Below are 14,478 nucleotides of genomic sequence, written 5' to 3'. Positions count from 1 at the left end.
AGGAGTCAAGTGCCCTCCGCTCCAACCAACTCAGATTATTAAATAAAAATCACATTATAAAAAAGCAAACTTTACGAAATCAGCCTTATTTTTACAACAATGCAGATATATTTAACGAAACCTCTTATTTGACAGCTTTTTCAATTGCCTTTTCAAATTGTTGAATGATATCTTCTATATGTTCAATCCCGACTGAAATTCGGACTACATGATTAGTAATACCAAGTTCTTTACTAGTTTCTGGCGGAAGAGCGCGATGAGAGGTTATTAATGGATGTGATACAGATGTTTCAACTCCTGCAAGAGTTGGAACAATTTTTATCCATTCCAGTCCTTTAAAGAATTCGTTTACCTCTACCGTTTCAGCTAACTCGATCGTAACGATTGCGCCAAAGCCCTCATCGCGGAAAGAGAGCGGGTAATATACCTTCTCAACATGTCGGTTGCCGAGTAGTGCTTCAGCTAATAATTTTGCATTTAATGATTGTGATTTCATTCTTAGCGCCAGTGTTTTCGACCCTCGGCATGTTAACCACGCCTCAAACGGACTTAAATTTGTCCCAAGATTGACGATTTTGGCCCTTGCTTTTTCAATGAGCGCTTCAGAACCGACTACGACACCGGCTGTAATATCACTATGTCCGCCGATATATTTCGTCGCACTGTGCACAACTAAATCAATCCCCTGAAGAAAAGGCTGACAATGATAAGGCGTTGCAAATGTATTATCTACTAATGTAGTAATCTTGTGCTTTTTTCCAAGCTCTGCGACATTGGCAAGATCCTCGACCCTTAAAAGAGGGTTCGTAATGGATTCAGTATACAAAAGCTTCGTATTTTCCCTGATCGCTTCTTCAACTTTATTAATATCTGCGAAAGAAACGAACGTTACATCAATCCCCATTTGACCTAATTCTTCTCTTATTAGGTGGAAGCTTCCGCCGTATAAATCATCTGCAGCAACAATATGATCGCCGTTACTAACGACCGCTAATACCCCGGCCAAAATTGCCGAAAGCCCTGAAGAAGCGGCCACTCCAGCAGGCGCCCCCTCCAACCGGGCGATCGTTTCGCCAAGCTCATCTGTGTTGGGATTCCCTACTCGTGAATACAGATAATTTCCATTTCCCTGAAAGAAACCTTCTAGCTCTTCTAAATCATTAAAAGCGAATGCAGATGTTTGATAAATTGGTGTTACTTTACTTTTAATCACACGATCTATCTTTTTGTTTTTATGTAAAACAGCTGTTTCAAAATTCATTTCCTTATCCATCCCCTTTTATTATTGGCTGTGTTAATCTAGCCTGTTTTAGCCTTCAAAGTTTGCCCGTTGTTTTTTGTCGCTGTGGGCACTTGCTTTCCGCGGGGAGGGACGGAAGCCTCCTCGGCGTCACCGCCTGCGGGGTCTCCCGCTTCCCTCTATTTCCCGCAGGATAATGAATTTCCATCCTTGAATCTACCCACGCACGAAGGAAATGCGATAGCATTTTCAAGGAGTCAAGTGCCCTCCGCTCCAATCAACTTAGATAATTGAATAATATCACACTAAAAAAGCAACAAAGTTTACAAAAACAGCCTAACAAAAAACACAATAGTCTGAATTGATTTAGATGGAATTATATCAATAACATTTTTTAACGTCAACGAAAAATAGGGCGTTAATCTACCTATATTTGAATACAAATGCCACCTATTGGAAAAATTATGTATGAGTATAGTGATACAGGAGGAGACATATGACTAAATCGAATTTTAAAATGCCCCAATATCCGGAATCTTATTGGAGAGATCTCTCTCTTCCATCATTCGGGAAATTATCCGAACACATATCCGCTGACATTGTCATTGTCGGAGGCGGGATTACTGGAATTACGGCCGGGTATCTGCTTGTTAAAGAAGGGTTTAAAGTCGCTATTTTGGAAGCAGGGCAAATATTAAGTGGTACAACTGGCCATACAACAGCAAAAGTTACCGCACAGCATGGTCTTATTTATGATGAGCTTATCAGCCATTTTGGCTTAGAAAAGGCAAAGCTTTTTTACGAAGCATCCACTGGTGCACTAGATTTTATTCGAAATACAACAAAGGAAAAGCAAATTGACTGTGACTTTAGTAATGAGGATGCCTTTATGTATGCCACCTCAGACGAATACGCAAAAAAGATCGAAAAAGAATTGGACGCCTATCGAAAAATCGGCATTAACGGCAGCTTAGTAGATGGCATCCCTTTTGATATCAGCACAAAGGCTACTTTAATGATGAGGAATCAAGCACAGTTTCATCCTCTAAAATATTTACAACGGTTATTGCAGGATTTTGTCGAGTTCGGTGGGGTTGTTTACGAAAACACGACAGCTACTGATATCGGGGAAGGCGATCATCCTGTTGTGATAACAAGGGACGGACATCGGGTTAAATGCAAACACGTCATCGCCGCATCCCATTTCCCTTTTGTCGACATGATGGCCTTTTACTTTGCGAGGATGCATGCTGACCGATCATACATTCTTGGCATAAAGGCGAAAAAGGATTTTCCAGGCGGAATGTATATTAGTGCTGACGAGCCGACCCGCTCACTTCGGTATACGCCCTATAATGGGGAAAAGTTAATCCTTGTTGGCGGTGAAAGTCATAAGACCGGCCAAGGAATTGACACAATAAAGCATTATGAAGCACTTGAAAATTTTGCAGAAAAGGTTTTTGGAATCACTGATTTTCCATACCGTTGGTCAGCTCAGGATTTAATTACGCTTGATAAAGTTGCTTATATCGGCCCGATTACATCCAAAAGGTCAAACATCCTTGTTGCAACAGGTTACAGGAAATGGGGAATGACAAACGGAACAGCAGCTGCCATGCTGCTAAAAGATATTATCTTAGAAAAGAAAAATCCTTACCAGGAGCTATTCGACCCGGCGAGATTTCAAGCCGATCCAGGCATTAAGAAACTCATTTCGATTAACACTGATGTGGCAGGGCATTTGATAAAAGGCAAACTTGAAGTAGCGCCGAAGGAACCGAGTGACTTAGAAATTGATGAGGGCGCCGTCGTCATGGTTAACGGAAAAAGAACCGGTGCCTACAAAGATACGGACGGCAAACTTCATCTTGTCGATACGACATGCACACATCTCGGCTGTGAAACCGAGTGGAATCACGGTGACAGAACTTGGGACTGCCCTTGTCATGGATCACGGTTTTCTTATAATGGAGAAGTTTTCAGCGGACCGGCGAAAAAGCCGCTAAAGAAAGTAGATATGGAGTAAATATGACAACAAAAAATCCTCTTCCAATTAAGAAAGAGGATTTTTTAATTTCTTTTAGACAGCTGCTAATCTTGCCGCTTGTTCTTTCTAGGATTTTCGCTTCCAGTTGTAAATTCAACCAATTCCGAGCTTGTTCGATTGCCTTTTTTCACATTATTGTTTCGTTGTGCATTTGCATTTCCAAGTTTTTTTCTGCCCATTGCAATCACTACTCCTTTTATTCATAATCAAATTCGCCTTGGCGTATTTGCGCCCAGATTTTTACCTTAGCTTGCTCGATAAATTCTTTTAAAAAATCTGAGGCATCCGCCGGAGGCTTAACTTTTTTCAGCCAGGGTTTGAATCCCAACTGAATTGGATACCTGTTTGCATTCATCTCGCCACTTATATCGTTAGAGACTTCTGCTGAATAAAGTTAAATATCATGAAAAGTAAGATTGGTTCAATGAGTAGTATCTGCCTTTTATTATTCCTTATTCAAGTATATTTACCCGCTAGTCTGCATTGACTATTTTACCGCCACGCATCACTTTCTTTTCAGCTTGGATTCCGAGTTCTTTCGCAAACTTTTTTAGTTCTCTTTCTTCTCTTTCGGTGACAAGAGAAATGACCGTTCCGCTAGCGCCAAATCTGCCTGTTCTTCCGGAGCGGTGGACATATTGTTTGAGATCCTTCGGAAAATCAGTATGAACGACATGGGTTACGCCTTTAATATCTAACCCTCTTGCAGCCACATCAGTCGCAAGCAGCATATTCGTTTTACCGGTACGGAAGTCCTTCAAGGCATTTTGCCTATCAATTTTATTTAAATCACTGTGAAGGGAGCTTGATAAAATATGGTTGTATGCTAATTTTTCAGCTATGACCGTTAGATTTCCAATATCTTTGACAAAAACTAAAGCTTTGATTGATTCAAGTCTAGAGATTTTTTCGAGCATTTTTATCTTATCTCTTTGCTCCGCAACAAAGTAAAGATGATCGACGGCCGAAGCATCAATCGTTTCATCCTTTTCAATCCTTATCACTTCAGCATTCTTTGTCAGATCCTGTGCAAGCTGCTCAGTAGCTTCGGGGAGAGTCGCAGAAAAAAGCACGGTCTGCCGTTCACTTAATGTTGATTTGACAATGTTCCTGACCGTTTCCATGTGCTCAGGAACTAACAGCTGGTCGCCCTCATCAAGCACAATCATTTTTACTTCATGCATTTTCAGCTTTTTTTGTTTGATTAATTCGAGCATTCTTCCCGGCGTTCCAATGGCAATATGGGGGTGCTTTTTCAACTTTTCCAGTTGTCTTTTTACGTTCGCCCCGCCGATAAAGGATGCTGACCGAATGCCGCTGCCTTCTGCCCATTTTTGGGCTTCCTCCAAGATTTGCATAACTAGCTCCTGGGACGGGGCAATGATCACAGCCTGTACTGCTTTTTTATCAGCATCCAATTTCTCAAGAACTGGTAGCAAATAAGCTAGCGTCTTTCCTGTTCCAGTCGGTGATTCAGCAATAAGATCTTTTCCTTCTAAAGCGGCTGGAATCGCCCTTGTCTGTATCGTTGTCGGTTGTTCAAATTCGTATTTTTTCCAGACTTCTTGTATAAACGGCTTCATACTAGTAATAAGAGAATGTGTCATATGTATCTCCTTGTATATAATCGAATTTTTGAAATAGGAATAACCTAACTTTTTTGCACTACATTTTCCATCTGTTTTTTCAGATTAAACATACTATTAGTATGGTCAATCATCGCAAAAAACTAGTATCGCTAATGATACTAGCTTATGAAGGTAAAGATGTCTAGTCCTGCCAATCACAACGTACGATCATGTTTTGATAAAATATGTATCCATCGGAAATATTATTTATGAGGTGGTTTATTATGTTTCCGAAGATTTTCATCATATTTATTGGATTTTTTATCATTATTTCACACACACAGGCTCAAAATAACAATCAAATCGAAATCTTTGATATTGAAAAAAGAACTATCATAAAAACGATTCCCACAAATCCTGATATTCAATCAGTAGCAGGAAAATTTCTATCTGAAATTAAAGATCTTTACAAAAACATTAACCCAATACCAAAGAAAGGGTTTATGGTTAAAATTCCTTTAGATCCTTCCATAAAGGTACACAACCAGTGGATCAATGACCTAATTGATGAAGTGATCATTATCTTTCCCATTGAAGGAAGTCCATATATAATGACCTACGACGATCAAAACAACACTTATTTTTTCACCATCAATAATATAGTAAATGCTGACATTTTATTAAAAAAGATGGATTTCTCCGCCCTTCCAAATAGTATATTCCTTTTTTAAAATAACAAAGCAAAAAAAGAGGAGATATGAAATGAATGAAGTTGGACATAAGAGGATGAGTGAATATTATGCCAACTATCAATGGGTTATTGGAAGCAGCAAGAAATATTATTCAATCTTTAACTGATGATGACAAGCCTCATTTGCACCGCAATAATACCTTGTAATAAGAGAAGAAATCCCCACCAACACATCTAATTTGGTGGGGGTTTTCAAATTCTTACTTCTTCACTTTTACAACAATACTTGCATAATATTTATCTCCTATATAAGCATCAAGGCGCCATAAACCCGGAGACGGCAATGTCATCATGACATGCTGAGAGGCCTGAGCCTTAAGAACATCTTTCATGTCCACATATTGTGGATTGTTTATTTCCCAATTATCAGAAACGACAATGTTTTCTTTTTTACCTGTATCCTTTTGAACAGCGGTTATTCTGAGCCATTGACCAGGGTCTTCCTTCAGGTCATCTCCCCAAAAGAACCATCTTGTTTTATAAGCAACGCCTGCTTTTAATTCTCCAGTATCAAGATAGAACGCCTTTCCCTTCAAACCTCTCAAAGTATAGATATGCTCCCCGTCTACTGCAGGAATGGGCGGTGACGGAATAGTTGGGGTAACCTCCCAATTTCCGCTTTTTTTAATATCGTCCGGTTTCAAGAAGAGGGACTCTTTTTTTCCTTCCCACTCGACTGTCACTTCGACGACTTCATCTTTTTGCATCATCGCCCCGTTTCCTCCTGAACTGCCTGAAATCGTTTTTTGATCCATCTCATCTATCGTGCCGCTACCTCCTCCTGTACCGGTTTTATAATTGTAGGAAACCTCCATGCCTGCTATTTCTTCAAGATCCCCTTTATACTCGATAAGAAAAAAGCTTTCCGATTCACTGTCATAGTCCAAAAAACTGCCATCTTCCCTCTTATAAAACACACCTTTTCCAAAAAACTCAACCGATCCCCTCCAGTGCTCACTCTCACCGGAATACATATAATCGTGGATAATTACCTCACTTCCATCCTCTTTTCCTCCGCTTGTATGGTTTTTATCAAGAGGTGGAGAAGCCGTTTCATTAGATAAAAAGTAAGAAATTGCCGCCAAGGTTAGCAGGATACAGGCTGCACCGCTTAATAAATACTTCAATGGAGAGGCAAAATAATGACCCTTTTTTTGCTTTGGGAGATTATAAAGTGTTTGATTCATTCTCTGTTTGACAGCGGCAGGTATTTCAAGTTCCTCTTTTTTGATCATTTTTTTTATTTCCATGTCAATTCTTGAATGGTCCATTTTCAGCTCCCCTTTCTTCATTGGCTTCATTAAGACAGGTTGCAAGCATTGAACGAGCACGATTTAATCTTGATTTAACTGTGCCCTCTCTTATTTTGAGAATCTCTGCAATTTCTTTTATCGAACACTCCTCGAAATAAAATAAAACCACGACTGATCGGTATTTATCATTTAGCTCAGATATGGCTGCAGATAGCTCATCAAATCCTTTTTTGTCCGATTGTTGATCCACGATGCTTTCTACACCTTTTAGCGGAAGATTTCTTTTCTTTTTCTTCAAAATATCGTTGCATTCATTGATCAATATCCGAATAAGCCATGTTTTAAAATAATGCGGATTTTTAAGCTTGGAAATGGATTGATAGCTTTTTAAAAGGGATTCCTGAATGGCATCCGCGCATTCCATATCTCCCTTTAGAATCCCCTTAGCTACCCGGTACAAGGAATTCTCGCAATTATTAATTAATCGCATAAAAGCCTCCTGATCACCACTTTGCGCCAGAAGAACATCATTTTCTGAAAACACCATCATCCCCCTCCCTGTGTTCATTAGACTTTTTTAACATGATAAGGTTCCAAAATATATGAAAATATTGAAAGGTAATATCAAATTCGCCTTGGCGTATTTGCGCCCAGATTTTTATCGAGCTGCTTAACTTTATTCAGCTGGGGTTTGAACCCCCACTGAATTGGATACCTTTTGCATTCATCTCGCCACTTATATCGTTTAGAGACTTCTGCTGAATAAAGTTAAAACCATTAAGTTTGTTGGCGGAATGTAAGATGGGGATTTATTTACTTCTGAGTTGGAAGGCAAACAATACTTGGTTAAATGGAGGTATTTTACAGTCGTGCATAAATTTTATTATTATCCTTTTCACAGATTTATTATCGACTTTGCTAGTTTTACTTTCAACTCTAAATATATCAATTCACTAAGAAACCTATCATTCGATTCACTTTGCCGATGGATATTTTTTGTTTTGCGGAATTCTATGATAGAGTAATTATCATCTAGTTTGAAATAAGGGGGAATTATTTTATGGTCAAAAGCAAACTAATTGGATATGTTGGAACGTATACGAAGGGGAACAGCGAGGGCATTTATACGTTTACCTTAGATACTGAAACAGGAAAAATAACTGACGTCAGATTGGCTGCAAAGCTTGATAATCCAACATACTTAACGATTAGCAAGAACAACCAATTTCTTTACTCGGTTGTGAAGGAAGGTGACGCAGGCGGGATTGCTGCTTTTGAAATTAATGCTCAAAATGGTACTTTAAAGGATTTAAGTAGCCAAGTTTCAAAAGGGGCTCCTCCTTGCCATGTGAGTGTTGATAGCAAAAACAGCGTGATCTTTAGCTCAAATTATCACAAAGGCACGGTCGAGTCCTTTTTAGTGAATCATGATATTGGATTGGTTCAACCACCAAGCTCTGTCATCGAACATACTGGTTCAGGGCCGGATGAAAGGCAGGAGAAACCGCATACCCATTATGCTGGACCTACTCCAGATGAGAAGTACGTAGCAGTCGTCGATCTTGGAATTGATAAAATTTTTACCTATCTGGTAAATGAGGGAGTATTGACAGAAAAAAGCAGTTTGTCGGTGAAGCCAGGCAGTGGACCAAGACATCTTGTATTCCATCCGAATGGAAAATTCGCTTATGTCATGACTGAGTTTAGTTCAGAGGTCATTGTATTAAACTATCATGCGGTGGATGGCAGTTTTACTCAGCTTCAATCCATTTCTACACTTCCTGAAGACTTTAACGACAACAATCAAGGCAGCGCCATCCACATCTCATCTGACGGTCGCTTTATTTATGCGGGAAACCGCGGGCATGACAGCATTGCTGTATTTAGTGTCAATCAGGATTCAGGGAAGGTCAGCTTTGTAGAACATACTTCAACTGAGGGAAATTGGCCTAGGGACTTCGTGTTGGACCCTACTGAAAAGTTTTTAATTGCATCCAATCAAAATTCAAGTAACCTTGTCTTATTTTCGAGAGATGGAACGACAGGTAAATTAACATTATTACAATCTGATGTGATTGTCCCAGATCCGGTTTGTGTTAAATTTTTACACGTCTAAGTTTTTAATAAGGAATCTTCAAAAGAGGGATATCCCCCTTTTTGAAATATGGGTTGAAAAATAATCCATACAAAAAAGCCCTCTATTTTTAAAAAATAGAGGGCTTTCGTGTATAAATACTCGATAGATGCCTGAATCACCTAGTAAGGATAATCGGTTCTCCCTTTGTGACAATAATCGTATGTTCGCACTGTGCGACGAAGCTTTTCTCAGGTGTGACGTATGTCCAGCCATCATCAAGTTGAACGACTTCTTCCCCTCCCGTTGATATAAAGGGTTCGAATGCAATTACCATTCCATCCTTTAGCAATTGAGAGTCCCATGGTTCAAAGTAATTTAATATGTGATCTGGCTTCTCGTGCAAAGATCTGCCAACTCCATGGCCTGTGAGATTTTTAATCACTGTATACCCATGCTGATTGGCCGTTCTGTTGACCGCTTTTCCAATCATGCTGAGTTTTGACCCTGCTTTTATTTTTTTCAAGCCTTCTTCAAAAGCCTTTTGAGCAATCTCACAAAGATCCATTAGTTTTTTGTCCGTTTCACCGATAACTATCGAAAGACCGGTATCAGCAAAATAGCCATTTTTCGAACCGGAAACATCAATATTTACGAGGTCACCTTCCTGAATGACCCGCTGCCCAGGAATCCCATGTGCCACTTCTTCATTAACACTAATACAAGTGAAACCAGGAAAGTCATATTCCCCTTTAGGTCCCGAAATCGCTCCATGCTCTTCAAAAAGCTTGCCAGCGTAATCATCCAGCTCCTTTGTTGTGATGCCAGGCTTGGCTTTCTGGATTAATTCATCACGTATTATTGCTACGATTTTGCCAATTTCTTTAAGGGCTTTTAAATCTTCTTCTGTTTTTACAATCATTTTGATATCCTACCTTTTACGTTAAATGTTTATCTTTCTTATTATATTCTAATTTCGATGAACTTAAAGGGAATTAGGGAAAAGAACTGAAATAACCCTTTACACGAATTACAAATGAATGACAAGATATATTGCAATTTCTAAAAGATGAACGCAAAAAAAACAGACCCTAAAATTTAGAGTCTGTTTTTCCATTGCTAATTATTATTATAATTTAACAACGTTAGATGCTTGAGGTCCACGTTGGCCTTCTTCAACATCAAAAGAAACTTCTTGACCTTCGTCAAGTGATTTGAAACCTTCGCTTTGAATAGCTGAGAAGTGAACGAATACATCTTGTCCTTCAGATGTTTCGATGAATCCAAATCCTTTTTCTGCGTTAAACCATTTAACTTTACCTGTAGCCATTTTTGTTGCCTCCCAGTGTATAAACACACAATGTATTACTATTCTTGCTCAAACATATTCAGGCGAAAAGTATCAAACTTATTCTTTCCTTACATAGCGAACAAAAATAATTCTCTTTATGATAACAGATAAAAAAAAAATTAGCAAACGATTGAATGATAAAAATCAACTTTTTAAAGAAAAAATGAAAGTATGAACACAATCCGGTACCTTTTATCCAATATTATTACCTAATATTTAGCACACTTAGCATTAATTTTAACATTTTACCTCTTACGCTTTAGTTATCAAAAGGTAAATCACCCTAAAATTTATACGGGAGTTCTATAACTTTATGCAGGGCTTTTCCGAAATTTACGCGGCGATACCGGATACTTATGCGACAATGTCACTTCGTTAGGCTGATTGCAATTGCTCCGCGAATGCGTGTGTTTTTTATATGGTGACATTCACTCCATAATATTCAACAAAATCCCACAAAAAGAGACAAAACGCTCCGTTTTATTTTCTTATTACAAACATATATTTGTACAAAGGGGCCAATCCCGCTGAAATAATTAAACTTAAGCTCCTAAAATATAAACCATTTATCCCCTTTTAAGAACACCTGATGAACACGAAAGAAACCAAGTTGAAATGAAAAAGAGTGAAAGCATTCATTCGGAGCAGGAGGGTTTTATGTGATTTCAAAAAGGAGAAAGACTTTCAAAGGTCCTCTGCCATTTAAATATGTATTTTTAATTACGTTTATTATTTTTAATATATTCACGGTGATCAGTTTGATTATCATTAACAAAAATCTTGAACCGTCATTAATGAGCATAGCCGTAACTAAATCACGTCAATTAGCAGCTCAAGCGATCAATGATGCGATTTCGAAAAAAATCTCTGACAGCATTGATATTAATGAATTGATTGTGAAACACGAAAATGCCGGGGAAACAAGTTATAGTTTTAATCCAAATTATAATAAAGTCATTTCTGAAGCAACAATTTGGGTACAAAAATACTTGGATTATGTAGAAGCTGGTGAAATAGAAGAATTAGAAAAGTTCAAAGAAGGGAAAGAGGTTAAAGAGGCCGATCCTCGAAAAACAAACGGTGTTGTCTATCAAATTCCTTTAGGGATGGCGACAAATATGACTTTACTTTCCAATTTAGGACCCCAGATTCCAGTTAAATTAGAATTTCTCGGTGCTGTCACTTCAAATGTGGAAACAAAAATCGTTCCGACAGGAATTAACAACACCTATCTAGAACTCTATATCAATATGACCGTTCGAATGAATGTCATTATTCCTCTAAAAAAGGAGCCAATTGAAATTTCTAATTCAGTTAAAGTCGGTGACTTGTTTCTGCCTGGAGAAGTGCCTCAATATTATAATGGGGGTGGACAACAGAATTTTACTCCTTCCTTTATTCCACCACCAAATCAGACTAAAGGAGAAAATTGAAATGAGAATATTAGTTATTGGTGCAGGCGCCATTGGAGGCTATTTTGGCGGGCGCCTTTTAGAAAAGGGCGAGGATGTTACATTTCTTGTTCGAGAAAAAAGAAAACGGCAGTTGAATCGGGACGGACTGATCGTTGAAAGTATTCATGGAGATATTAAATTGAAGCCGAAGACCCTTTTAACTGGGGAAGAAGCAGATCCTTTCGATGTCATTCTTCTTTCAACGAAGGCTTATCATCTGCAGGACGCCATTGAAAGTATCCGACCTTATGTCAGCGAGAATACACTGATCCTTCCTCTCCTTAATGGAATTGCCCATGTTAATGAACTAATTGAGACGTTTGGGGAAGAACAGGTTCTTGGTGGGTTGTGTTTTATTGAAACGACCCTTGATGAGAACGGCAAAGTCGTTCAAACAAGTCCGATCCATGATTTTGTTTTCGGGGAAAGAAACAGAAAGAAAACAGAACGGATTTTGAAATTGATGGATGTATTTTCAGGAACAAAGGCAAACTTCCGCCTTTCGGAAAATATTGAACAGGAAATGTGGCATAAATACTTATTTATCTCGACACTATCTGGTGTTACATCCCTTTTCCGCTCACCAATAGGACCTATTCGTGATCTGGAATTTGGTTTTCAAACGATTCAAAGAGTTCTTCATGAAGCAACCGAAATCATGAGGGCTATCGGCGCACCAATCATGGACCAAATAGAAGGGGTTCAAATGAATAAACTAAAAGAAATCGGCTATGATATGAAGTCCTCCCTCCAAAGGGATATGGAGAAACAATTGCCAATTGAGGCTGAGCATTTCTTTGGCTACTTATTAGAGCAAGCACAGGCAAAAAGGATTAAAGCCCCTACTTTGGAAACCGTCTATGCCAATTTAAAAATCTATGAAAAATCTTTGCAATAAGAAAAACCAGACACTTTCTAAAAACGATTGTTTCGGAAAGTGTCTGGCTTCCCTTCTGACTTTCTCCTATTAAAATACGGGAATCAATCGAAACCACGACTAAAGTGAGGGATTTTCTCTTATTTTCTCTCCCCTATCATGATGACTTCAATTCAATTATAATGAAGAGATACTAGAAAAAGGAGATTCACTCATATGACTAATATAGAAAAAAATGAGCAGCAAACAGAAATAAAAAAGAAGGTTAATCTTAAGGATGCGATGATGCAAAAGCTAGCTAGTAAAAAACAAAACGCAACAGCAGGTCAATCAAATAATGGTCTCATTAAGAAGACTCAGCCCTTGAAAAGCCAGCAAACCAAAAAGACGAATAATCAGCGAAGACGGACGGGCGTTTAATATGAACGGACAAAATCGGTCAAATATTTCTCCAGGTATTCAGGTGAATATCGTATTGAAACAGGACCAACGGACAGGAAAACTGACTAGCGGGATCGTAAAAGATATATTAACTAAATCTAGCTCCCACCCCCATGGAATAAAAGTTAGGCTTGAAGACGGACAAGTCGGTCGGGTAAAGGAAATATTAAGCAATAACTAGAAAAACGGAAAGGGTTTCAGGCAATTGAGAAGTAATTAGTTGCCGGAAATACTTTCTTTTTTATTGGTAGCTGAATGAAAATAAACTCGGAACCCTTAATCAGGCTAAAATCCAATAATTAAGCGAAATTGCCCCGATTCGGGCGAAAAAAGGAAGCTGGCAAATGATTTAAGCGAAAATTTTTTCTAGGCCAATCATTTTACTACCTGAAAGAAAAGACACAAAAAAACCTTAGATATTCTAAGCTCCAAAGGCCAAAAGACTCTAAAAAAATTATTTTTCGTTTCCCTTCTGTCATTTTCTTTTAGATAGATTAAACTGTAAAAATCTCTCTTAAGATGGTTTTGTTATTTAACACTTTTAAAGGAGGCCTTTTTATGTGGGCACTTGTAAGTACTCAATTATTTCTAATCCTCTTGTTTTCCGTGTTTGGGTGGGCCATTCGGAAAAAGGAAGCTTATTGGCTGATTTCTGGACTTGCTTCACGTTCGGAGGAAGAAAAGCAGCAATTGATTGCAAATGGTTTTCCGCAAAAGGTTGGGGCCTTACTGATTGCAACTGCTGGCGGCATGCTGATCCTCCTGCCATTGCTTTTCACACAATTCAAATATGCAATGGAAGTTCAATTCGGATTCATGCTCGTTTTTTTACTTGGGGGACTCATTTATTTGTCTAAATATGAAGTACCAAAAAAACGAAAGCGCAGTTATTTGATCAGTACAGTCCTCTTTGTAGGCGTATTGGGAACCCTAATCTTTCTTTCTATGTCTAGCTATCAGGGTTATGAATTAATTATCAAAAAAGACAGCTTTGAAATCACAGGCATATATGGAAATGAATGGGCGATAGAGGATATTAAGCGGATTGAATTAATGGAGGGGATGCCCGAAATCACGTGGAAACAGAACGGTGTAGGGCTACCAACTTTGGCGAAAGGGCGTTTTAAGGTTAAGGATTATGGCAGCAGTCTGCTTTTTATCCAGAAAGACTCTTCACCTTACATCTATATTGAATTGAAAAACAGGAAAATCTTTGTTAATGATAAAGATCCAGAGTTGACGAGGGCTTGGTTTATGCAACTGAATGAAAAAGTACACTTAGTAAAATAAGTTAAAATTCCAACCAAAGTAAATTGTAGAACTTGTAAATTGAGCAAAATAAAACAAGAAATCAAGCGATAACAACTCTGATTCAAGTGGATAGTTAGATCCTACCTTAATTCAACTCTGACCTTTACCAAT

The 14,478-nt window shown here is 38.4% G+C and carries 16 protein-coding genes; 8 read left to right on the top strand and 8 right to left on the bottom strand.

Features of this window, described 5'->3' with window-relative positions:
• Positions 1-124: 124 nt before the first annotated feature.
• Positions 125-1,261, bottom strand: a complete 1,137-nt coding sequence (locus BGM26_RS16050) for a trans-sulfuration enzyme family protein (protein ID WP_217040982.1) — start codon at positions 1,259-1,261, stop codon at positions 125-127.
• A gap of 475 nt (positions 1,262-1,736) precedes the next feature.
• Between BGM26_RS16050 and BGM26_RS16045 the strand changes: the two genes are divergently transcribed.
• Complete coding sequence (locus BGM26_RS16045; RefSeq protein ID WP_217040981.1) at positions 1,737-3,266, top strand: FAD-dependent oxidoreductase; 1,530 nt, start codon at positions 1,737-1,739, stop codon at positions 3,264-3,266.
• Between the two features lie 65 nt (positions 3,267-3,331).
• Here BGM26_RS16045 and BGM26_RS21740 read toward each other — a convergent pair whose 3' ends face one another.
• The 3 genes from BGM26_RS21740 to BGM26_RS16035 form a co-directional block, all read right to left on the bottom strand.
• A complete protein-coding gene (locus tag BGM26_RS21740) occupies positions 3,332-3,466 on the bottom strand; it encodes a hypothetical protein (RefSeq protein ID WP_302053253.1) in 135 nt (44 codons plus the stop codon).
• A gap of 17 nt (positions 3,467-3,483) precedes the next feature.
• On the bottom strand, positions 3,484-3,642 hold the full coding sequence (locus BGM26_RS16040) for a hypothetical protein (protein WP_217040980.1): 159 nt from the start codon (positions 3,640-3,642) through the stop codon (positions 3,484-3,486).
• Positions 3,643-3,760: 118 nt separating this feature from the next.
• Complete coding sequence (locus BGM26_RS16035; protein WP_217040979.1) at positions 3,761-4,894, bottom strand: DEAD/DEAH box helicase; 1,134 nt, start codon at positions 4,892-4,894, stop codon at positions 3,761-3,763.
• Positions 4,895-5,139: 245 nt separating this feature from the next.
• Between BGM26_RS16035 and BGM26_RS16030 the strand changes: the two genes are divergently transcribed.
• The gene (locus BGM26_RS16030) at positions 5,140-5,586 is read left to right on the top strand and encodes a hypothetical protein (protein ID WP_217040978.1); all 447 of its coding nucleotides are present in this window, start codon (positions 5,140-5,142) and stop codon (positions 5,584-5,586) included.
• Positions 5,587-5,806: 220 nt separating this feature from the next.
• On the opposite strand, the gene BGM26_RS16025 is transcribed toward BGM26_RS16030, so the two are convergent.
• The gene (locus BGM26_RS16025; RefSeq protein ID WP_217040977.1) at positions 5,807-6,877 is read right to left on the bottom strand and encodes a DUF4871 domain-containing protein; all 1,071 of its coding nucleotides are present in this window, start codon (positions 6,875-6,877) and stop codon (positions 5,807-5,809) included.
• Positions 6,858-7,406 (bottom strand): sigma-70 family RNA polymerase sigma factor, encoded by a 549-nt coding sequence (locus tag BGM26_RS16020; protein ID WP_217040976.1) that lies wholly within the window; start codon positions 7,404-7,406, stop codon positions 6,858-6,860. Before BGM26_RS16020 ends, BGM26_RS16025 begins: the two co-directional genes overlap by 20 nt.
• A gap of 513 nt (positions 7,407-7,919) precedes the next feature.
• On the opposite strand from BGM26_RS16020, the gene BGM26_RS16015 reads away from it, so the two are divergent.
• Entirely contained in the window at positions 7,920-8,975 is a 1,056-nt protein-coding gene (locus BGM26_RS16015; RefSeq protein WP_217040975.1) for a lactonase family protein, read from the top strand.
• Between the two features lie 136 nt (positions 8,976-9,111).
• Here BGM26_RS16015 and map read toward each other — a convergent pair whose 3' ends face one another.
• On the bottom strand, positions 9,112-9,855 hold the full coding sequence (map, locus tag BGM26_RS16010; protein WP_217040974.1) for a type I methionyl aminopeptidase: 744 nt from the start codon (positions 9,853-9,855) through the stop codon (positions 9,112-9,114).
• A 207-nt stretch (positions 9,856-10,062) separates the two neighbouring features.
• Positions 10,063-10,263: a cold-shock protein gene (locus BGM26_RS16005; protein WP_217040973.1), complete on the bottom strand. Its 201-nt coding sequence runs from the start codon at positions 10,261-10,263 to the stop codon at positions 10,063-10,065.
• A gap of 680 nt (positions 10,264-10,943) precedes the next feature.
• Between BGM26_RS16005 and yunB the strand changes: the two genes are divergently transcribed.
• From yunB to BGM26_RS15980, 5 genes are all read left to right on the top strand, one after another.
• Positions 10,944-11,717 (top strand): sporulation protein YunB, encoded by a 774-nt coding sequence (gene yunB / locus BGM26_RS16000; protein WP_217040972.1) that lies wholly within the window; start codon positions 10,944-10,946, stop codon positions 11,715-11,717.
• Position 11,718: 1 nt separating this feature from the next.
• A complete protein-coding gene (locus BGM26_RS15995) occupies positions 11,719-12,636 on the top strand; it encodes a ketopantoate reductase family protein (protein ID WP_217040971.1) in 918 nt (305 codons plus the stop codon).
• Between the two features lie 195 nt (positions 12,637-12,831).
• Positions 12,832-13,035, top strand: coding sequence for a hypothetical protein (locus BGM26_RS15990; RefSeq protein WP_217040970.1), 204 nt, complete (start codon positions 12,832-12,834; stop codon positions 13,033-13,035).
• Between the two features lies 1 nt (position 13,036).
• A complete protein-coding gene (locus BGM26_RS15985) occupies positions 13,037-13,237 on the top strand; it encodes a YwbE family protein (RefSeq protein WP_217040969.1) in 201 nt (66 codons plus the stop codon).
• A 377-nt stretch (positions 13,238-13,614) separates the two neighbouring features.
• The gene (locus BGM26_RS15980) at positions 13,615-14,346 is read left to right on the top strand and encodes a DUF3784 domain-containing protein (RefSeq protein ID WP_217040968.1); all 732 of its coding nucleotides are present in this window, start codon (positions 13,615-13,617) and stop codon (positions 14,344-14,346) included.
• The last annotated feature ends 132 nt before the right edge of the window (positions 14,347-14,478 follow it).

Source organism: Bacillus sp. FJAT-29790 (assembly GCF_019039215.1).
Taxonomy (GTDB): domain Bacteria; phylum Bacillota; class Bacilli; order Bacillales; family Cytobacillaceae; genus Cytobacillus.
This window is presented reverse-complemented; position numbering and strand designations above follow the sequence as displayed.

Excerpts from the sequence above, each read along its gene's own strand:
- BGM26_RS16050 (WP_217040982.1), bottom strand. The coding sequence starts at position 1,261 with ATGAATTTTGAAACAGCTGTTTTACATAAAAACAAAAAGATAGATCGT.
- BGM26_RS16045 (WP_217040981.1), top strand. The coding sequence starts at position 1,737 with ATGACTAAATCGAATTTTAAAATGCCCCAATATCCGGAATCTTATTGG.
- BGM26_RS21740 (WP_302053253.1), bottom strand. The coding sequence starts at position 3,466 with ATGGGCAGAAAAAAACTTGGAAATGCAAATGCACAACGAAACAATAAT.
- BGM26_RS16040 (WP_217040980.1), bottom strand. The coding sequence starts at position 3,642 with ATGAATGCAAACAGGTATCCAATTCAGTTGGGATTCAAACCCTGGCTG.
- BGM26_RS16035 (WP_217040979.1), bottom strand. The coding sequence starts at position 4,894 with ATGACACATTCTCTTATTACTAGTATGAAGCCGTTTATACAAGAAGTC.
- BGM26_RS16030 (WP_217040978.1), top strand. The coding sequence starts at position 5,140 with ATGTTTCCGAAGATTTTCATCATATTTATTGGATTTTTTATCATTATT.
- BGM26_RS16025 (WP_217040977.1), bottom strand. The coding sequence starts at position 6,877 with ATGGACCATTCAAGAATTGACATGGAAATAAAAAAAATGATCAAAAAA.
- BGM26_RS16020 (WP_217040976.1), bottom strand. The coding sequence starts at position 7,406 with ATGGTGTTTTCAGAAAATGATGTTCTTCTGGCGCAAAGTGGTGATCAG.
- BGM26_RS16015 (WP_217040975.1), top strand. The coding sequence starts at position 7,920 with ATGGTCAAAAGCAAACTAATTGGATATGTTGGAACGTATACGAAGGGG.
- map (WP_217040974.1), bottom strand. The coding sequence starts at position 9,855 with ATGATTGTAAAAACAGAAGAAGATTTAAAAGCCCTTAAAGAAATTGGC.
- BGM26_RS16005 (WP_217040973.1), bottom strand. The coding sequence starts at position 10,263 with ATGGCTACAGGTAAAGTTAAATGGTTTAACGCAGAAAAAGGATTTGGA.
- BGM26_RS15995 (WP_217040971.1), top strand. The coding sequence starts at position 11,719 with ATGAGAATATTAGTTATTGGTGCAGGCGCCATTGGAGGCTATTTTGGC.
- BGM26_RS15990 (WP_217040970.1), top strand. The coding sequence starts at position 12,832 with ATGACTAATATAGAAAAAAATGAGCAGCAAACAGAAATAAAAAAGAAG.
- BGM26_RS15985 (WP_217040969.1), top strand. The coding sequence starts at position 13,037 with ATGAACGGACAAAATCGGTCAAATATTTCTCCAGGTATTCAGGTGAAT.
- BGM26_RS15980 (WP_217040968.1), top strand. The coding sequence starts at position 13,615 with ATGTGGGCACTTGTAAGTACTCAATTATTTCTAATCCTCTTGTTTTCC.